General features: G+C 57.8%; 16 protein-coding genes and 1 tRNA gene. 6 read left to right on the top strand and 11 right to left on the bottom strand.

All coding sequences use genetic code 11. The annotated features are described in order from the left end of the window. The first annotated feature begins 40 nt into the window (after window positions 1–40). From mutL to ACWFUC_RS08980, 3 genes are all read left to right on the top strand, one after another. Entirely contained in the window at window positions 41–1993 is a 1953-nt protein-coding gene (gene mutL / locus ACWFUC_RS08990) for a DNA mismatch repair endonuclease MutL (protein ID WP_209567993.1), read from the top strand. 10 nt (window positions 1994–2003) lie between these two features. Continuing rightward, entirely contained in the window at window positions 2004–2960 is a 957-nt protein-coding gene (gene miaA / locus ACWFUC_RS08985; protein WP_204727163.1) for a tRNA (adenosine(37)-N6)-dimethylallyltransferase MiaA, read from the top strand. Window positions 2961–3053: 93 nt separating this feature from the next. After that, window positions 3054–3130 (top strand) — tRNA-Met (locus ACWFUC_RS08980). Between the two features lie 170 nt (window positions 3131–3300). On the opposite strand, the gene ACWFUC_RS08975 is transcribed toward ACWFUC_RS08980, so the two are convergent. The 6 genes from ACWFUC_RS08975 to dcm form a co-directional block, all read right to left on the bottom strand. Further along, window positions 3301–3741, bottom strand: a complete 441-nt coding sequence (locus ACWFUC_RS08975; RefSeq protein WP_209567996.1) for an EcoRII N-terminal effector-binding domain-containing protein — start codon at window positions 3739–3741, stop codon at window positions 3301–3303. Continuing rightward, a complete protein-coding gene (locus tag ACWFUC_RS08970) occupies window positions 3738–5555 on the bottom strand; it encodes a DEAD/DEAH box helicase (RefSeq protein WP_209567998.1) in 1818 nt (605 codons plus the stop codon). Before ACWFUC_RS08970 ends, ACWFUC_RS08975 begins: the two co-directional genes overlap by 4 nt. After that, window positions 5548–6390 (bottom strand): HNH endonuclease, encoded by an 843-nt coding sequence (locus ACWFUC_RS08965; protein WP_209568001.1) that lies wholly within the window; start codon window positions 6388–6390, stop codon window positions 5548–5550. Before ACWFUC_RS08965 ends, ACWFUC_RS08970 begins: the two co-directional genes overlap by 8 nt. Then, window positions 6374–8005: an ATP-binding protein gene (locus ACWFUC_RS08960; RefSeq protein ID WP_209568002.1), complete on the bottom strand. Its 1632-nt coding sequence runs from the start codon at window positions 8003–8005 to the stop codon at window positions 6374–6376. The genes ACWFUC_RS08965 and ACWFUC_RS08960 overlap by 17 nt, the downstream gene beginning before the upstream one ends. A 257-nt stretch (window positions 8006–8262) precedes the next feature. Beyond that, entirely contained in the window at window positions 8263–8709 is a 447-nt protein-coding gene (locus ACWFUC_RS08955) for a very short patch repair endonuclease (protein WP_209568004.1), read from the bottom strand. Window positions 8710–8711: 2 nt separating this feature from the next. Continuing rightward, window positions 8712–10070 carry a DNA (cytosine-5-)-methyltransferase gene (gene dcm, locus ACWFUC_RS08950; protein ID WP_209568006.1) on the bottom strand — a complete coding sequence of 453 codons (1359 nt, stop codon included), beginning with the start codon at window positions 10068–10070 and terminating at the stop codon, window positions 8712–8714. A gap of 546 nt (window positions 10071–10616) precedes the next feature. Between dcm and ACWFUC_RS08945 the strand changes: the two genes are divergently transcribed. The 3 genes from ACWFUC_RS08945 to ACWFUC_RS08935 all read left to right on the top strand — a co-directional run bounded on the left by ACWFUC_RS08945 (window position 10617) and on the right by ACWFUC_RS08935 (window position 14359). Further along, window positions 10617–11447, top strand: coding sequence for a MetQ/NlpA family ABC transporter substrate-binding protein (locus tag ACWFUC_RS08945; protein WP_204726037.1), 831 nt, complete (start codon window positions 10617–10619; stop codon window positions 11445–11447). Window positions 11448–12071: 624 nt separating this feature from the next. Beyond that, on the top strand, window positions 12072–13496 hold the full coding sequence (locus ACWFUC_RS08940; protein WP_489637563.1) for a GGDEF domain-containing protein: 1425 nt from the start codon (window positions 12072–12074) through the stop codon (window positions 13494–13496). 68 nt (window positions 13497–13564) lie between these two features. Beyond that, window positions 13565–14359: a TIGR02285 family protein gene (locus tag ACWFUC_RS08935; protein ID WP_489625525.1), complete on the top strand. Its 795-nt coding sequence runs from the start codon at window positions 13565–13567 to the stop codon at window positions 14357–14359. Window positions 14360–14368: 9 nt separating this feature from the next. Here the strand turns inward: ACWFUC_RS08935 and ACWFUC_RS08930 are convergent, their stop codons facing one another. From ACWFUC_RS08930 to ACWFUC_RS08910, 5 genes are all read right to left on the bottom strand, one after another. Further along, window positions 14369–15559, bottom strand: a complete 1191-nt coding sequence (locus tag ACWFUC_RS08930) for an AGE family epimerase/isomerase (RefSeq protein WP_489624678.1) — start codon at window positions 15557–15559, stop codon at window positions 14369–14371. Window positions 15560–15585: 26 nt separating this feature from the next. After that, entirely contained in the window at window positions 15586–16602 is a 1017-nt protein-coding gene (locus ACWFUC_RS08925; RefSeq protein ID WP_134221415.1) for an ABC transporter permease subunit, read from the bottom strand. A gap of 2 nt (window positions 16603–16604) precedes the next feature. Next, window positions 16605–18197, bottom strand: a complete 1593-nt coding sequence (locus ACWFUC_RS08920; protein ID WP_489624677.1) for a sugar ABC transporter ATP-binding protein — start codon at window positions 18195–18197, stop codon at window positions 16605–16607. 120 nt (window positions 18198–18317) lie between these two features. Then, window positions 18318–19268 carry an ABC transporter substrate-binding protein gene (locus tag ACWFUC_RS08915; protein ID WP_039790115.1) on the bottom strand — a complete coding sequence of 317 codons (951 nt, stop codon included), beginning with the start codon at window positions 19266–19268 and terminating at the stop codon, window positions 18318–18320. Between the two features lie 98 nt (window positions 19269–19366). Then, window positions 19367–19996, bottom strand: coding sequence for a nucleoside/nucleotide kinase family protein (locus tag ACWFUC_RS08910; protein ID WP_489624676.1), 630 nt, complete (start codon window positions 19994–19996; stop codon window positions 19367–19369). Window positions 19997–20357 lie beyond the last annotated feature (361 nt).

The following is a 20357-nucleotide window of genomic DNA, read 5'->3' as shown; positions in this document are numbered from 1 at the left end:
GTCACATCCGGCCCCTGGCGTCGGCAGGTATAATCCCGCCATGAACGCACCGCACTCCTCCCCCGCTTCCGAACCGGCTGCCGCCCCGTCCCACCGCCCCATCCAGGCCCTGCCCGATCAGTTGATCTCGCAGATTGCCGCTGGCGAGGTGATCGAACGTCCTTCCGCCGTGGTCAAGGAATTGCTGGAGAACGCGCTTGATGCCGGCTCCACGCAAATCACCGTGCGCCTGGAGCAAGGCGGGGTCAAGCGCATCGCCATCACCGACAACGGACGCGGCATTCCACCTGAGCAATTGCCGCTGGCACTGGCGCGCCATGCGACGTCCAAGATTGCGTCGCTGACTGACCTGGAGAATGTCTCCACGCTCGGCTTCCGCGGCGAGGCGCTGGCCTCGATTGCCTCGGTGGCGCAGCTCACGGTAACCAGCCGCACCGCCGATGCCCCGCATGCATGGGAAATCACCGGCTCCCAATTTGGTACCGTGGCCCCGGCCTCGGGCGCACAGGGCACGACCATCGACGTGCAGGACCTGTATTTCAACACCCCGGCGCGGCGCAAATTCCTCAAGTCGGAACAGACCGAATACGGCCACTGCGCCGAGGTCGTGCGGCGTATTGCGCTGGCGCGTCCGGATGTGAGTTTTTCGCTGTCGCATAACGGCAAGACGGTCGATCACTGGAACGTCGGTGAATTCGCCAAGCGCAGCGCCCACATCCTCGGCGACGAATTCGCCAATGCGCGTCTGCCGCTCGACGAGAGTGCGGGCCCCTTGCGCCTGCATGGATTCGTCGGCCTGCCGACGGCCTCGAAGGCACGCGCCGATGGCCAGTATTTCTACGTCAACGGCCGCTTCGTCCGTGACAAGCTGCTCACCCACGCCGTGCGCGCCGCCTATCAGGATGTGCTGCATGGCGACCGTTATCCGGCCTATGCGCTGTCGCTGACGCTGGACCCGGCGCTGGTGGATGTGAACGTGCACCCATCCAAGATCGAAGTGCGTTTCCGCGATAGCCGCGCGGTACACCAGTTCGTGTTCCACGCAGTCTCGCGCGCGCTGGCGCAGACCTCGGCCGTGTCCTTCGGCAATCTGCCGCAGCAACAGACCGAGAGCGCCGAGGGCGCGCCCGCTCCCGCCAGTGGCCCGAATGCCCCGCTGCCCTGGATGCGCGAACAGAAACAGCAGAGCTTCTCCGCCCAGTTCGCTGAACAACCGCGCCCGTTCTCCTTTGCCGGCAACGGCGGACCGGGCAGCGGCGGCTTTGGCGTACGCCAGGATCGCGCGGCCTACGGCAACATGTTCCGCAGCGAGCCTGCCGGGCAGAGCGACAGTGGCAATGCGGCGGCAGGCTTCAACAGCGCAGCCTTCCAGTCCGCTGCACAGCCCGCCGCCCCCCTGCCGGACGGCGACTTCCCGCTCGGCTTCGCGCTGGCGCAACTGCATGGCATCTACGTGCTGGCGCAGAACCAGGCCGGCCTGGTGGTGGTGGACATGCATGCCGCACATGAACGCATCCTTTACGAACAACTGAAGACCGCGCTCGATGGCAACGAGATGTTCGTGCAGCCGCTGCTGATTCCGGTCACCTTCTATGCCGATCCGGTGGAAGTGGGCACGGTGGAAGAACATCAGGAAACGCTGTCGGCCCTGGGCTTCGACATTGCCGTGATGTCCCCGACCACGCTGGCCGTGCGTGCCGTCCCGGCGCTGCTGAAGAACGCTGACGCCCAGACGCTGGCACGCGACGTCCTGCGCGATGTGCGCGAGTACGGTGGTTCGCGTGTCTTGCTGGAGCGCCGCAACGAACTGCTCGGTACGCTGGCCTGCCATACGGCGGTGCGTGCCAATCGCAGCCTGACGCTGCCGGAGATGAATGCGCTGCTGCGCCAGATGGAAGCCACCGAACGTTCCGACCAGTGCAACCACGGCCGTCCGACCTGGACCCAGATGGGCCTGTCGGATCTGGACAAGCTCTTCCTGCGTGGCCAGTAAGGATCGTGCGATGACCCAGCAACTGCCTCTGGCGGTGGCCATCATGGGCCCCACTGCGTCCGGCAAGACTGCCGCTGCGCTGGAGATTGCCCGCCACCTGCCCTGCGAAATCATTTCCGTCGATTCGGCCCTGGTCTATCGCGAGATGGATATCGGCACCGCCAAGCCCAGCCCGGAAGAGCTGGCGGCCGTGCCGCACCACCTGATCGACATCATCGACCCGACCGAAGCTTACTCGGCCATGCAGTTCCGCCAGGATGCGCTGCGGCTCACGCTGGAGATTGCATCGCGCGGCAAGCTGCCTTTGCTGGTGGGCGGCACGATGCTGTATTTCAAGGTGCTGCGCGACGGGCTGGATGAGCTGCCGCAGGCCGATCCGGCATTGCGTGCGCAACTCGACGAGGAGGCGGCACGGATCGGCATGCCGGCCATGCATGCGCGCCTGGCGACGCTGGACCCGGTCACGGCTGCGCGACTGAAGCCGACTGACAGCCAGCGCATTCAGCGTGCGCTGGAGATCAGCTTGCTGACGGGGCAGCCGATGTCGTCCTTGCTGTCGCAGAAGCCGCCTGAGCCGCTGCCGTTCGAGATGCTGCCGCTGGCGCTGGAACCGGCTGACCGTGCGGTACTGCACGAGCGCATTGCGTTGCGCTTTGACCTGATGCTGCGCGGTGGCGCGCTGGAACGTGAAGTCGCCGCTCTGCGTGCGCGGGGCGACCTGCATCTGGGGCTGCCGTCGATGCGTTGTGTGGGGTATCGCCAGATGTGGGAATACCTGGACGGCAGCATTGATGCCACGGCCCTGCGCGAGAAAGGCATTGCCGCCACGCGCCAGCTGGCCAAGCGCCAGCTGACCTGGCTGCGTTCGATGCCGGAGCGCATCAGCATCGACTGCAACCGCCCGGAGGCCACCGCCGAGGTGCTGGCGCGGGTGCAGCAAGCCTTGGCGGAACGCCGCGCCGGATGAGCTGCCGGGGCCTGTGGATAAAATCAAGAGGGAAATGCGGAAAAAGTATTGACAGAAGGCGATTGGACCTCTATAGTCTCGGGCTTGCCTCCTGGTGATATAGCTCAGCTGGTTAGAGCACAGCACTCATAATGCTGGGGTCGGTGGTTCAAGTCCACCTATCACCACCAGATACCCGTCGCTGCATGTGCAATCATGCGTATGCGGCGCCGTCCGAAAAACCCGCCTCTTCGAAAGAAAGGCGGGTTTTTTGTTTGCACAACTTTAGACTCAGCTAAGGACCCGCCTTTGTCCGGCGGCTCGATGCAGGGAACAAACCTCTCCATCCCGGTTTCGCAGTTTAATGAATGCGTCGCCAGGTTTTTGTCAGTTTTATCCGCACCACTTCGCCGCAGCCATGTTCCACGAAGATGTCTGGGGATCGAACAACGCGTATCGAATATTCGCTTCGCCCAGCGCTGCGTGATATCTCAAACGTGTCATTCTCACGCGCCCTCATTTCCCTAAAGTACTTTGTCATATAGGTAATGCGATATTCGTTTCGCGTGCCCTTAGGGTCATGGAGCTTATTGTTGTAATAGACAAAGCGAAATTTTCTCTTCTCTCCGGCCTCGTCTACGCAATAAATCCATGCGTCGGGATTTTTAGTACCAGGGTCAAGATACGGTAAAAACTCCAGCAATTCAGCTTCGGATTTTGGTATCAGAATCCCGCCTTGATGCCCACCTGTTGCTCCAACGTCGTTGGCACTTAAAATTTTACTGAATGATTTCTTTGTCATATTTTTTGGGGTGAAATATCAAGAGCTCGTTTAGTGTCAACTTTATCCCTTATCGAAATAGGGATACTTTCATTTGCAAGATCATTCTTCCACATTGATCGTTCAACCATAACAGACTCCACTGTGTCCACGTAGAAGAGGCGATAAACAGTCACAGGTTGGGTCTGCCCCCTTCTATGAGCCCTAGCACTCGCTTGAGATTCAAGAGCAGGATTCCACACAGGAGTAAAGTGTATTACCACGGTTGCAGCCGTAATATTCAGACCAGCGCCCGCCGCCTTAGGATTTAAAACAAGACATCCCGGTCCGTCATATGCAGCAAACTCATCAATTATTTCTTGCCGACGTGACTGCGCAGTTGAACCGTTAATCGCGCCCCAATAAGCGAGGCCGCTTTTACAAGCCTCAAAAAGTAAGTCCCCTATCTTGTTGAACAGAGAAAATACAATAACTTTTTTCCCGTTTACAAACGCTTCACGGATAAGTTGTACTGCGCGCTCCATCTTTGAATTCATCAAAGGAAATTCTTTCAGAGGAGAAATCTCAGCATCCTCCCCTTCGGGATCACTTTGTACCGATGTGCGAAGCCAAGGATGCGCGCACACCAGTTGTAATTGAAGCGTCGCAACCAACGCACCAGCAACGGGATAACGAGCCATAGTTTCGGCCCTTACCTGCATGTAGTGCTCTACGAGTGCATTATCGAGCTCCAAAGGCACATCAACATCAATGCGATCCGGGAGATCTCCCGCAACATCAACCACCCTACGTTTAAGTATTATCGGATCACAAAGTTGGCCAATGATCCGAGCTGATTCCATGCTATCCGGATAATTCAACTCAAACTCCTGCCGGCTCCCCAGAAGACCGGGAATAGCAAAATCGACCAGAGACCATAAATCAAGGAGGCCGTTCTCAACAGGAGTGCCTGTCATGGGAATGGTACGGAGACGGGGTATACATGCAACAGCTTTGCGTCGACCTGAGTCAGGGTTCTTGATTGCTTGAGCCTCGTCGCAAATTACCCAAGACCATTCAAACGAAGAAAATATCGCGATATCGTTAACCATCGTGTCGTATGTTGTGACTACTACGCTCGAAGTCTGCAACCCACGATAAGTCCCCGTCCTTTCCGATCCACGATGGACAGCAACTGTCAAATCAGGAGCGAATCGGAGAAGCTCTCTCTGCCAATTTGCTATTAAACTGGTCGGGCAAATTATCAACGCCGGCGAAGCGCTTTCAGGCGGCTCCATCATTAACAACGCTATGATCTGAAGAGTTTTCCCAAGCCCCATTTCGTCAGCAAGAACCAAGCCGCCGGTGTGTGAAATTGTCTCCCACATCCAACGAACTCCTCGAGCCTGATATGGAAAAAGCTTCGCTTTTAGATTTGGTATATCACTCGTATCACTAAAGTCATCAGCCGCAACCTTTCCTGCTTTACGAAAATTCTCGCTTCCTAAAACCTCGATCTCCACCGGGGCCTGCCGCATCAATCGCACGGCGTCCGGATAACGCAAACTTTGCGGATCTAATCCATCGAAGATATCAGCAAAAATGGAAGTTGCATCACGTGGCAGAGGACGAATAGTCGTTCCGTCGAGAACCCATGAGTGGCGATTACTTGGCGCAAAATAAACTTGCCGCTCTCCCCTCAGCAGACGGGTGCCAGCAATCTTCGCGACGATATTTCTTCCGTCTTTGTCGAGAATAATTATCGGATCAACAATACGGGCTGAGATGGAAAATCCTGTCGGTACGCTCTTACATAGCTCGTCGAAATCTTCCGGGAAGCTAATGGAATCAAACATCGCAGGACCCCATGATCTCTGCCAGCTCTTCAAGACTGTATGGGATCGGCTTGCGAGTATGCACCGCACGATGACAAGCCGGACAAAGTGGAACCAGATCGATACGGGGATCGTATGGGCGCGGCTCAAGCAAATTCGACAGAGGTTCAAGATGATGGACCTCGATTATTGCACCTGCCTCGCGATACTTCCTCCGCGGCTCCAATCCGCAAGCGATGCATTTCTCACCATGTATCCGGAGACAGAGAAGGCGATTACGAGGATTCCTCTCTCGCCGTCTTACCACCGTTTTGAGGACCGCTCCCTCAAAAGCAGCCGCATCTGCATTGTCACGATCCTCAATGACGTCATATCCAATCAATTCAGCCATCGCAGCCATTAGGGGAACAATTACCTCATGACACGTCGACACCAGAGCTGCGTCATCGTGTGGCTGCTCCCGATCGCGTATGGTGGCCCGGATCCGAAATGAACCGTCAGAAACACTCCATTGCTCGAAGGACTGTCCCGGAATCTCAATGGCGATGTCGGCACGAATAGACGAAACCAACGCGCGTGCCAGCTGCACGTCTTCCGGCGCAGCTTTCAGAATCTGCGCAATAACGTCACCAGAGAAATTCCCGAAGAATAAGTTTATTTGATGCCCCTTCAAGCCGTACGGACGCAACTCAGCCACTGGCCCATGCCGCTCGTCCAAGTCTGCAAACCAGACTCGCAGCCCTCTTCGAAGCCCCCCATCGACTTCGGCTGCAGCGAACTCTGCTCCCGTCCCTTCTAAGAGCTCTTTGAGAATTAAATCGCGGCGATCCGCGATCAAATTACGCTTCGTCATCATCAGAAATTTCGCCAGGCTCCACGTCTGGAATATTCCGTAAAAGCTTTCTGAGGTTATTAGATATTTCGGACCGAATATCTTCGAAAATCGGCTCTAGTTCAGCGTTGGTATTATTTTGCTCGGCGACCGCAAAGGCCCATAACAGTATGTCCATTCCATCAACAGCATAACCATTTGCTGCGGCACGCTTGTATATCTTAAGATAAAAATCGTGATGCTTATTAAGCAGGACGCCCGGAACATATCCACTATCACCAGCGCTTCGCAAAGCCGGCTGCCAAAGCTCCCCCGTCCGAATGCTATCGACCGCTTCGACATAGACTGTCTCCTCGCTGACATTACTCTGAACAGGGGTCTTAATCTTAATTTTTGCCCCGAGATTATTGGATACCACTGCCGACTGTGTCTTCGGATCAACCGAATCTATCCGGGGAGCATCAGCACCACTAGTGTCTGCGATATTTTTGTTCGCACTAGTATGATCAATAGACTTCGTATTGACCTGCTCGCGGTTTTTCCTGCGGTAACGATGCCCGGCTTCCCGATAAATGGGCTGCAGCAACTCGTTTAGTACATCAGCGAGTTCCGGATGGAATAGAATCCTCGACTTCTTCACATCAATCCGAAATGCATCATCCAGCTTGTGCCCAAAATCGAATTCGATACGCAGCAGAGAGTAGTGGGGCTCCGGAACCCCAAACACGTCCATCCAACCACCGTCTTGAATCAATCGCCCCTCACGATAGACGTAAAAGCCCTGTGCTCGATTTGAGATACGTGCGTAGGCCTTCTCCTCATCCTTGGTCATGTCGCTACGGTGCGGAAGTATCCAAGCCTTTATTCGAGCCAGATCCGTCGATCCATCTGGCAGCTCGATTTCTAAGACTTGCTTTTGCTCTGCCAAAACTTGCTCCGAACGAGCCGGATAAAAAGGGTTCCATGGCTCAACAGGCACCCCATTTATAAAAATGCTGATATCTGACTCACGTTTATCGCCTTTATCCAAAAACCGATGAAACACAAGCGAGAAGTGCTTCGCCAAATTTTCGGCGAGCCTGTTGATCGCTGCCTTCTCTTGAGCGCCGCCAGGCTCATAATCCTTAGTCAAAATACGATCGCAGTTTTCCCATATAACCAAAGTACCTTTCGCTCCGCACAACTCGTCAAACGTTTCACGCTCATCTTCTGTGACAGGCTCATGAAGCATTTCCCAGCGCTCTTTGGTAGCAACGTGTTCCAAGTCCCAAGCGAGCTTGGCAAGCTCATCGCCTTCGTTTTTTCTTGAAACAAGTGTGTACTTGAGACATACCGAGCTGGAAGCTGTTTTTAGTCCAAGACCGAATTTCCCTAAGCTTTCTGGATTGTCTCGTTCTGGTGCTCCGTACCTCATAGCGCGCCATACACCGTCAGCATCCATCCCCCGGCCATTGTCACCAAAATAGACAATTTTTCGCCCATCAGGTCGCAATACAATATCCAGATTTATCTGGTCAGCCCCAGCCGCGATTGAGTTATCGACAATATCTGCCGCGGCTGTTCTAACGTTATAACCGGTATCGCGCAGACCAAAAATCAGCCGCTTAGCATCAGGTTCATTGACAAGATCATCGTTCATTCCACAGGTCCCCCGGGATGATAAAAGGAAGGAGGCAATACGTTGCCCCATAAAACTCCTATTATCTTATTGTCACGTAAATTAGTGAACTTGTCTGAGAGTGAAACTCTTTAAAAAAAGAAATTCGGCAGCAATACAAAGCTACATCCCTACTCTGGAAAGAATCTAGCCCCGCATATTCTTCGGATATCCACCACATCCGCCGACGTTGAATAAGATCGTTATAGGGGGCAAGAAATCATTTTCCATAGCGAATGTCATCTTCTAAGCTCCAATTCGCTTCTTTCACTAAGCAACCATTCTTCAAGCAGATCTACAGCTGTTTGGGCATTGCTCCCTCTTCCTTTGAGGGCACATTCCCAAACTACCGCGACCCTCCACCCACCTCCAAGTAATTCGGCCATAAATTTCAAGTCGTTAGCCTTATTACGCTCAATTTTACTAATCCAGAAATCTGTATTAGTGGCAGGAGTTTTGAACATTGGGCAGTTGTGTCCATGCCAAAAACAGCCGTGAATGAAAATTACTGAGCGATATTTCGGAAGAACTAAGTCGGGAGAGCCTGGCAGGTCACGAGCGTGCAACCGATAACGAAATCCGCGCGCATGGATGGCACGACGAACAATTAATTCCGGTCTTGTATCTTTAGGTCTGACAGCCCGCATGTTCTTCGAACGTATCTCGGGCTTATGAACGTCAACCATTTCTACGCCACTTTTTGGCTCGGCATAACAGCCTTACATTTTCCTTCGACGATTCTAGATCTCATCATCTTAGCTACCGCAGCAAAAACGGGAACAACCACGGAATTTCCGAATTGCCGATATGCTTGGGTATCCGAAACAGGGATGCGAAATGCAGCACCGTTTGGCTTGTCGTATCCCATCAAACGGGCACACTCTCTCGGCGTTAAGCGGCGCGGACGGTTCTTTTGATTTTCGGGCGCGCTTAAAGGCAACCTGGGATCAAACCCTCTATCTACAAGTATTTCCGATCCGTCTTTATGATATCTGGCAGAAAGAGTCCGTGTGATTGAAGACTTGTTGACGAGACCGTATCCAAAACCATTTCCCTTTTCCTTATGCTTAATGGAATAATTAAACAGATATTCCCAAAGCTTCGGAGTAAGAATATATTTTTCATCGACTTCAGGCTCGAGAATATCGCCGAGCGCTGTGCTCTTCTTCGGATAAAACTTCGAGATATCAGCAAGGCTAAACCCGTCATGTACTCCGAGATCTTTACGGAAGCCAACTAAAACAATGCGCTCTCTGTGTTGAGGAACGAAATATTTGCCATCAATAATCTTAGGGTCACTTGTACCCGAATGAGCAACATCTGAGATCCAATAGCCAAGCTCTTCCAAGGTTTCAATAATGACCTTAAACGTTCTACCCCGGTCGTGACTCTTCAAATTTTTGACGTTCTCAAGCACAAAAGCTACTGGCTTTTTCACTGCAATGATCCGAGCAACGTCAAAGAACAAAGTGCCTTGCGTTTTACACTCGAACCCATGTTTCAAACCTAACGAATTTTTCTTCGAAACACCGGCAATTGAGAAGGGCTGGCAAGGAAAACCGGCGAGCAGAACATCATGATCCGGAACTACCTTATCGATGTGTTTGTATGCGATCTCCTCCGAAACGTTCTCATGGTGGCTCAGAGTCAATTCCCGGATGTCTTCGTTAAAAACGTGCGTCTCCGGATCAGCGTAGTGATTAGCCTTATATGTCTGAACCGAGTATTTGTTCCATTCGCTCGTAAGTACACAACGGCCACCGATTTCGTCAAAGCCGCGCCTTATACCTCCGATTCCGGCAAAAAGATCGATGAAATCAAACTCATAATTCGAATCGACTGAGGGCGGCTTAGGGAGCAGCTTCTCGAGTTCATTAAATTCGTGATGGCTTAATTTCGGCGACGCTTTGCCTTTCAGCCAGCGATTAACTGTTTCCCGGCACCAAGCCTTTGGTGAAATGTGATTGAGGTACTCGGCAACATATTTCTGATCGTAAATTTCAAGAACTTTGCGGAGTAATAGCAGGTCTTCAGCGCGAGCATCCATGTGAGATCTTAAAAAAGGAATAATCTAGTGACATAATATCACTCAAATGACCCAGCGAAAGCTACTAGTATGCCAGGAGAGTTTGAATGAAATGCATCCGTTCAACTAAGAACGAGTTGAAAAGAGCAAACGTGGCTTTTCACAAGAAATAGAAAAACTGCCTTATTCAGCTGTTCCAACCATTAAGGTCATAGTAATCATCTTTGCCAAGTGCCCACCGCTACGTGGACGCTTCATGCGTATGCAGATCCCTACGAAAAGCCCACCGCTGAACTGCACCCCAAAGTTGGACACAAATCTGACCTTGGGAGTCTTTTTTTCATCGCGCAGCGTGTCCGCCACGGATCCACACTGCGGAGAACTTCCCCCGACCAAGCACGAGAAGTGGAGCGCCCACCTTGCCACAACACCGACGGAGGTCCACTTCGCGCTTACTCGAATCCCCAAGAAGCTAATGCGAAATCGTTTGTTGGGCCGCTGAAGGTGCCTGCCTATACTGGGCTCCCGCTTCTCACCCCTCTGACCTTTCTTGCAAACGGCCCCTTCATGACTGCTTTCCCCTCGATCACCAAACGCTGGATCCCAAAGCTCACCGTACTGCTGGCAAGCCTGGCCGTTGCCAGCACCGTACTGGCCGCACCACTGAAAATTGGCGTAGTACCCGGCGTCTTCGCCGACTCCGTGGAAGTCGCCGCCAAGGAAGCCAGAAAACAAGGCCTGGATGTGCAAGTCATCGAATTCAGCGACTGGGCCACACCCAACATCGCGCTGGATGCCGGCGACATCGACCTGAACTACTACCAGAACAGCAATTACCTGGCCAATGCCGTGCGCAGCAAGGGATTCAAGCTCACCAGCGTGCAGGCTGGCATCCTCTCTTACCTGGGCCTGTACTCCAGCAAATACAACTCCCTGTCCGATCTGCCCAACGGCGCCAAGGTGGCCATCGCCAGCGATCCCGTCAACGTCGGCCGCGGCCTGCGCCTGCTGCAGCACGCAGGCCTGATCACGCTACGCCCTGACACAGGGCTGCTCGGCACCCAGGCCGACATCGTCTCCAATCCCAAGAAGCTGCAGTTCGTCGAGGTCGAGGGACCGCAACTGGTCCGCGTGACGCCCGATGTGGATCTGGCGCAGGGCTTCCCCTATTTCATCATCGCCTCCAAAGCCTTCGATGCGCACAAGGGACTGGCCTATACCAGCTACGAGGATGATTCCTGGGCCATCCAGTTCGTGGCCCGCAGCGACAAGACAAACGATCCGCGCATTGCCCGGTTCCTCACCATCTACAAAAATTCGGAAGCAGTGCGCAGCAGTATCCAGGCGTTCTATCTCAACGACCAGAAACTCTATCGCCTGGCCTGGCTGAAGAAGTAAGCCACCCTACGCAGTATCGTTACCTTTCTTGGAAACGAGCGCGCGGTTGATATTCATCCTGGCAGTTGCAACTCAAGTACGCGCGCAAGCCCGGCAAGCCGAACAGTCGTCATCACGGTGACGGCTGTTCATTTCAAGCACGCCCTGCACAGCGCAGTCAGCGCATCAAACCTGCGAAGGATCTCCGCTCATGCCGCAGGGCAACGGCGAGCGCACAATCCTCACCAACACTCCTGCCTCGGCGGCAATGATGCGAACGAGATGGACAATTTGCTTGCGTTCAAGCAGCTTTCACCAACATCTCAGCAACACCTGACGTTAGAATTTACCCCGCACGTGACCAGTAATTAAGCGGCCCGCCAACGGCCCTCATCACATCCGCGGGAGGAGATTCAATGCGGCAGTTCCACGCCATGCCAAAGCAGCGCATCCGTAATAATGCGCGCTGGTCCGCCGTGGCTACAACCATCGCCGCACTGCCTGCACACCACGCCATGACGCCACGTAACGTCTCGCCATCGGTCGCCCGCACCCCTCGCGCTGGCGCGATGTCTGCATACCGCATCTACATTGCGTTGCACGCACGCGCGAACTCCTGAGCAAGGCAACCCGCCACGCAAGAACATGAATTTGCTCTCCAAGAATTCCCTGGCAGTCCATCTGCTGCGCATCATCTTCGGCAGTTACTTTCTGGTGACGCTGATCGTGACCTGCCTCCAACTTGGCGCTGAATATGAGCACACGCAATCCGGTGTGGACAACGAATTGCGGGCCATGGACCTGACCTTCGGTGCCAGTCTGGCCAGCTCCACCTGGCGCTTCCAGGGGGACGTGCAAAAGGCCACCCTGCGCGGCATCAGCAACCTGCCCGTGGTCACCGGGGTGAAGATCGAAGACCCGCAAGGCAAGCTGGTGATGGCCCTGGGCAATATCATCGATCACGATGGCAAACAGATCCACGTCGACGCCGATGGCGCGCGCAGTGCCGTCAAGCCGGGTTTCTTCAATGCCGCCACCAGCCATCGCTTCCCGATTCTCTATCGCGATGAACACGGCGTCAGCCACGACATCGGTGCCTGGACCGTCTATTCCAGCCGCCAGGTGGTGATCCGCAAGGTGGCCTACGGCTTTACGCTGATCCTCATCAACTCGGTCATCAAGACGCTGGTGCTGTGGTTCATCTTCCTCTACGTCTTCCATCGCTGGCTCGGACGGCCCATCACCCGGCTGTCGGACTTCGTGCGCGGGCAGGATCTGAACCAGCCCGACCACCCCGACAATCCGCAACGCATCCGCCTGCGCGGACGCACGCGCCATGAGCTGCACTTCCTGGCCGATGCCATCAACGCGATGCTGTCCAGCCTGCGCAAGCAGTCACGCCAGAACCGCGCGCTCTACGCGCAACTGGAACAGGAAAAGGAATCCCTGCGCGCCCTCAACAAATCGCTGGAGCTGCGCATCGCCGAACGCACGCGTGATCTGGCGCAGGCCAACGAGCGTCTGCGTTCACTCAGCCTCACCGATGGCCTCACCGGCATCGCCAACCGCCGCAGCTTCGACGAGACACTGGATCACGAATGGCGACGCAGCCTGCGCCACGCCAAGCCGCTGACGGTGGCCTTCATCGACGTCGACTGGTTCAAACCCTACAACGATCATTACGGCCACGTGGCCGGGGATGCGGTCTTGCGCCAGGTAGCGCAGACACTGCAGCACACCATCGGCCGCGCCGGTGAAACCGTAGCGCGCTATGGCGGCGAAGAATTCGCGGTGATCCTCGCCGAGACCGATGGCCTCCAGGGCCAGCACATCCTGCAGCGCATGTGCGATGCCATCCATGCGCTGAACCTGCCGCATGCCGGATCCGCTCTGGGCCGCATTACCATCAGCGCCGGCGTGGCCTGGTGCGTTCCAGCACATCCCGACGCGCGGCTGGAATCCTTGCTGCAAGCGGCCGACCGGGCGCTCTATCAAGCCAAGACCGATGGCCGCAATCGTGTGTTGCTGGCACCGGCGTTGCCGCCGTCGTCTTCCGCTGCCCCCATCTGAAAAGGAAGTCGCGCATGCTCCACCGTCATTGGCTCAAACCCATCGCCCACTTGGTGTGCTGCGCGTGCATGGCGGCCATGCTGCCCATTGCGATGGCAGCCGACCAGATCACCTGGGGCAAATACAATGTGCCGCCCTACATGATTCGCAGCGGAGAATTCGCGCATCAGGGCATCTTCGATCTCACCCTCAACGTGCTGAAAAAGGAAATGCCCGGCTACGAGCACGTCGAACTGGAGGCCCCCTTCCCGCGCATCAACAGCGAGATCCGCAAGGGCAGTCACTGGTGCTTCAACGGCATGCTCAAGACCCCGGAGCGCGAGCATTACGGCTACCTCTCGCTGCCGATGTCGATCTTCCTGCCGCTGCGCATCATCGTGCGGCGTGATCGCGTGGAGGAATTCAGGCACCGGACCTCGCTGACGGGCTTGCTGCAAGACCCACGGCTGACTACATCGGTGATGCGTGACCGCTCCTACAGCCCGACGGTGGACAAGCTGCTGGCCACCTATCCGCCGCGTGAAAATTATTCCGAACAGATGGAAGCGATCGGCATGCTGCTGGCCGGCCGCCTTGACTACATGGTTGAGCTGCCGCTGCTGGCCTTCGACCAGGCGCGCGCCATGGGCCATGCCGGCGAACTGGTGGCGCTGCCGATGCAGGAGGCCAATGAAGTCGTCTTCAATCGCGTGATGTGCCCCCATAACGAATGGGGCCGGCAAGTGGTGGAGCAGGTCAACAAGGTCCTGCTGGCCGAACGCGCCAAGCCATCGTATCGCGCCATCGTCGAGAAATGGCACGATCCGGAGTCGGTGGCGGAAATCCGCAAGATCTATGACAAGGTGTTCCTGAAGATTCCCTGAGCGTGTTGCTCACTCGTGCAGGCCGCCCGCTTCCATCACATCCCAGCACGCGCCCATGGTGTGATAGTCGACCTTACCGGCGGGCGACTTGGTGTCTTCCAGCTTGCTGCCATCGGCGGCCAGAATGCGGAACCAGGCCCCGTGATGATGATCGACCAGATGCGCCCAGCTCCACGCCCAGATGGCGTGATACTGCTGGCGGAAACGTTCTTCCCCGGTCACGCGCCACAAACGCCATGCACTGGCGAAGGATTCGGCCTGGACCCAGAAATATTTGTCGGTGTCATACGGCCGCAGGTCCGGATCGAAGCCGTAGATCAAACCGCCATACAGGGCATCCCAGCCATGCTGCCACGCCGCGTCCTGCAATTCGGCAGCACGCGTCACGTAGGCCGGGCGCGGCTCCTGTGCATGCGCGATCAGCAGCAGCTTGGCCCACTCGGTCTGGTGGCCGGTCTGGAAGCCCCATGGCTTGAAAATGTTGTCGCGGTTGCCGCGGTTGTAGTCGTGATCCAGGGACCAGTCCTGACGATAATGCTCCCACACCAGATCCTGCGATTGCCGTGCCAATCCAAACACGAAGCGCTCGATCAGCAACTGCGCACGTTCCAGGTAGACCGCGCGCCCGGTGGCGACATGCGCAGCGAGGCAGGCTTCGCACATGTGCATGTTGGCGTTCTGGCCGCGATACGGAATCAGCTCGCCCGAGGGCGTGATCTCGTCCGCATACGCTTCATGCGCAGGCTCAAAGAAAGCGCTCTCCATGCGTTCATACGCCTGCGCCACCTGCTGCGCATCACACAGGCCGACGCGGTGTGCCTGCGCGAATGACAGCAGCACGAAGGCCTGGCCATAGGCCATGACGGTGCCATCCTCGATCTGGCCATCGCGCAAGGTCCAGGCATACAGGCCGGCCAACGGTCCCTCTGCATGACGGAAGCGCTGCAGATGCGCCAGGGCATGGCGCGTCTGTTCCAGATAGCGTGATTGCCCGGTATGCAGATACGCCATGGACTGCGTGAAGACCAGCCGCGTCGCGCTGACCAGATGCCGATGGCTGCGCTCATAGACGCTGCCATCGTCCTTCAGGTAGTGAAAGAATCCGCCCTCGGGATCGATGGCATGGCGGTCGTAAAAGGCCAGCGTATCGGCCACATGCGCCTGCAGGAAGGCGCGGCTTTCGAGATCGGGAAGGGACATGCCGGCTCCGGATGGGGAAGAGAGTGTCATTGCGCAGCATCCTTCTGACGCCATTTGTCGAGGATCACGGCCAGCACGATCACCGCGCCCTTGGCCACGTATTGCCAGAACGAGGACAGGCCGAGGATGGTCAGCCCGTTGTTCATCACGCCGATGATGAGCGCCCCTACCACCGTCCCCCAGATCGTGCCCACGCCCCCCATGAGGCTGGTACCGCCCAGCACCACAGCGGCAATCGCGTCCAGTTCATAGCCGCTGCCCCAGTTGCCGTTGGCGCCATACAGGCGGCTGGCCGACATGGCGCCGGCCAGGCCGGCGAACAGGCCGCTGATCGAATACACGAACAGCAGCACCAGTCCCACGCGGATGCCGGTCAGGCGCGCCGCCTGCAGGTTGCCGCCGATGGCGTAGATGTGCATGCCCAGCACCGTCTTGCGCAGGATCACCCAGGACAGCAGCACCACCGCGACCGCCACCCAGATCAGCCAGGGGACGTGCAGGAAATCGCCATTGCCTATCCATTCGAAACTGGGGATGTCATTGTTCAGCACCGTGGTGCCATCGGCCAGCAGATAGGCCGCCCCGCGGAAGGCCGTCATCGTGCCCAGCGTCACCACGAAGGCATTGATGTTGAGGAAGGCCACCATGGCCCCATTGACCATGCCCATCAACAGCCCCGACACGATGAACATGGGAATCGACCAGCCCGGCGCGGCACTGAGCGATATCTGCATGCCCAGCACGGCAGAGACAGCGAGCACCGAGCCGACCGACAAGTCGATGCCGGCGGTAAGGATGACGAAGGTCATGCCGGCCGCCAGCACCAGGTTGATGGCGACCTGGCGCAGGATGTTCATGGTGTTTTCGGCGGTGGCGAAGTTGGAACTGCCGTCGCCGCTGAGATAGATGGTGAGCGCATAGAACAGCAGATACAGCACCACCAGTACCGGCAACATGCCCAGCCGGTGCAGCAGCCATTGCGACGCCGTGGAAGAGGAACGCGCCGCTGCCGCGTTGTTGTGCAGAGGAGTTGGATGAGCCATGACTAGGAGGAATGAGAAGAAGGAGAAGAAGGCAAGCCCGAATGCGCCATGCCGTAAGCCGGAGCGGCCTGTCCATGCGCACCATGCATGCCCCCCGCATCGGTGGCCAGATGCATGATGGCTTCCTGGGTGATGGCCGCGCCGGCCAGTTCACCGGTAATGCTGCCCTCGCGCATGACCAGCACGCGGTCGCAGATGCCGATCACTTCCGGCAGCTCGCTGGAGATGACCACGACGGCCACGCCCTGTTCGGCCAGCTTGTGGACAAGTTGATAGATCTCGCTCTTGGCATAGATATCCACACCCCGCGTAGGCTCGTCCAGGATCAGAACCTTGGGTGCAATCTCCAGCCAGCGCGCCAGCAGGACCTTCTGCTGGTTGCCGCCGGAGAGCTTGCCCACCGCCACGCCGGGATGCGCGACCTTGACGTTGAGGCGCTGGATGGCGTCGCGCGCCACGCCATCCAGCGCGCCGCTGCGTACCAGTCCCAGCGTGCTGTGGCGGCCCGCCACGTTCATGGTGGCGTTGGCTCCCACGGCCATCTGCAGGAACAGGCCCTGGCCCTTGCGGTCTTCCGGCACGTAGGCGATGCCGGCGCGCATGGCGGCGCGCGGTTCATCTATCTGCACCGCCTGGCCATCCAGCAGCACGTGGCCGCCGCTGCGGGCATCGGCACCGAAAAGCAGGCGCGCCAGTTCGGTACGCCCGGCACCGACCAGTCCGGCAAAACCGAGTACCTCGCCGGCACGCACCGCGAAGCTGGCCGGCCTGACCTTGCCGCCCGCCAGATCCTGCACCTGCAACACCACCGGCAAGGCCGCCGCGCGTTCCGGGGCCATGCGGGTGTGCTGGTAGAACTCGCCCAGCGAGCGGCCCACCATCATCTGCACGATGCGTTCGGAATCGATCTCCTCGCGCGCCAGTTCGCCCACGAAGCTGCCATCGCGCAGTACCGTCACGCGATCAGCGAGGGCATACACCTCGGCCATGCGATGGCTGATGTAGATGATGGCCAGGCCCTCATCGCGCAGGCGTTTCACCACGCCGAAGAGATGCTCGGTCTCGCGTTCGGAGAGCGCCGCCGTCGGTTCATCCATGATGACGATGCGGCTGCGATGCACCAGGGCACGGGCGATTTCGACCTGCTGCTGTTCGGCGATGGAAAGACGTCCGGCCCGGTCCGAGGCACGGAAGCTGGCACCCAATTGCCGGAGGACGGCATCGGTGCGCGCGCGCATGGCGGCGTGATCGATCAGCCCCCAGCGTGTGCGCAGTTCGCTGCCCATGAAGACATTGGCGGCCACGCTGATGTTGGGCGCGACCGCCAGTTCCTGGTAGATCAGGTTGATGCCGGCGGCGCGGCTGGCACCGGGGTCGCGCAGCGAGACCGGCTTGCCGTCCAGCCGGATCTGGCCGTCATCAGGCGCATGGACGCCGGACAGCACTTTCATGAGCGTGCTCTTGCCGGCGCCGTTCTCGCCCATGAGGGCGTGGATCTCGCCGGGGCGGATGGTCAGGTGCATGTCCGACAGCGCGCGCGTGGCCCCGAAGGACTTGCTGATGCCGGTCATCTGCAGAATGGGAGTGGAAGTCATGGCAATCAAGGAAAGCAGCCGCGGGGCGGCAAGCGCGTCCCGCAGCCGGAAGATCTCCTGACTGCGGGCGCTGCGGATCGGGCGCGCTCACCTGTGAGGTGAGCTACCAGATGCGTGGCTTCAGTTGGCCGGGACCCAGCCCTTGTAATCCGCCACGTTGTCGCGCGTGATCAACTTGACCGGCAGCAGCTTGACGGCCTTCTCGGGGGCGCGGCCATTCATGACCTGATAGCCGATGGCCACGCTTTCAGCAGCCATGCCATACGGGTCCTGCGCGGGCGAGGCGGCGAAGAGCGACTTGCTGTCCTTGAGCGCACGCTCGGCATCGGGTGCGCCATCGACCCCGGTGATGACCTTGATGTCGCTGCGCTTGGCCTGGCGGATCGCCAGTTCAGCCCCGATGGCAGTCGGGTCGTTGATGGCGAAGACGCCATCGATCTTGCCTTGCGCGGCCAGCAGGTTGGACATGGTGGTCATGCCGCCATCACGGCTGCCGCCGGCGTTCTGGTTGTCGGAGAGGATCTTGATGCCGGGCGATTTCTTGAACTCGGCCTTGCAGCCGGTGACGCGGTCCATCACGGCCGAGACCGGCGGACCATTGACGATGACCACATTGCCCTTGCCCTGCAGCTTGTCGGCGATGAACTTGCAGGACTCGGCGCCGGCCATGGTGTTGTCCGACATGACGGTGACGTCCGCACCTTCTGCGGCCACGTCCACGGCCACCACCACGATGCCGGCCTTCCTGGCCTTCTTCACGGCCGGGCCGACGCCCTTGGAATCGGCGGCATTGAGCACGATCAGATCAACCTTGTTGGCGATGAAGTTCTCGATCTGGCCGACCTGGGTGTTGAGGTCATACTTGGAAGAGACCACGGTGACCTTGGCGTCCGGATTGATCTTGTGGGCGCCGCTTTCAGCGCCCTTGGCGATGGCCACGAAGAAGGGATTGGCCAAATCGCCGAGGGTGACACCGACCGATTTGAGGGGCTTGTCCGCCGCCTGTGCAGTGGCCGTGGCGGCGCCCAGTGCAAGAGTGGCGCAGGCGATGGCGAGGGTTTTCTGGATCATGCTGGTCTCCGTTCTTGTTGGAAGTTCGAGGGGGATGGCTGGGGCCTGTCGCGACCCTTTGCTGCTTGCTGCTTGCTGCATACAACACGCCGGAACGGTCAGTCCCGGCGAACAATCTGGTCGGCACGGCTGCGCGTCGTTTCGATCAGCGCTGCGTTGATTTCATCGCTGTGCATCACCCACGCCTCGGCCTCTTCCGGACTGCGGCCAAACTGCACGTGGCGCGCAATCAGCCGCTGCAGCCGCACGGCAGGATCGACATCGACATACCAGACCTCATCGAGCAAGGGCCGCACGCGCGACCAGTGGCCGCGGTCGAGCAGCAGGTAATTGCCTTCGGTGATGATGAGCCGGGTATCAGCAGGGATGGCGATGCTGCCGGCAATGACTTCCTCGATCTCGCGCAGGAATTGCGGTGCGTAGATGACTTCATCGGCCTGCTGCTGGCGCAGCCGCGCCAGCAGGTGGACGTAACCGGCGCTGTCGAAGGTATCTTCCGCCCCTTTGCGCGTGGCGCGGCCCAGCCGTGCCAGCTCCGCATTGGCGAGGTGGTAGCCATCCATGGGCAGGATGACGGACTGCGTCAGTCCGTGCGCCTGTGCATGCGCCAGCAGCGCAGCGGCGAACGTGGACTTGCCGCTGCCGGGCGGACCGGCGATGCCGAGTATGGTGCGCTGGCCTCGGGCCAGCAGCGCTGCAAGCCGGTCGCTGAAGGGGGCCGGAATCATGGTCGACTCATTCCTTTTTCTAAGGACGGCCTGCCAGGCCATCCGTGCGCGCCGTGCGCGTTCTTTATTGAAATGCAGCACAACAGCAGCTTCTCCTGTTGTGCTTGCCTCGCCCATCTGCCGCATGGCAGGCGGCTGTCGTGCCAACCGGATGCGGACATGCGCGAATTGCGGAAAGCCGACAAACTAAGCGATTCTGTCTCCTGAATTTCAGCACTCCTTAATATTCATGCGTTATTTCTGATTATTGCTAGTTCCTCGTCGTCAACGTGATGAAATTTTCTTTGAATTTTTTCGATATCGATCCCCTTATGAATAAGTCAGATCATTTTCAAGCTGCATGAAAAAAGGACGCTACCTC

This window comes from Herbaspirillum sp. Her4 (genome assembly GCF_057961335.1).
Note: the sequence above shows the minus strand (reverse complement) of the source record. Positions and strands in the feature narration are given on the sequence as shown.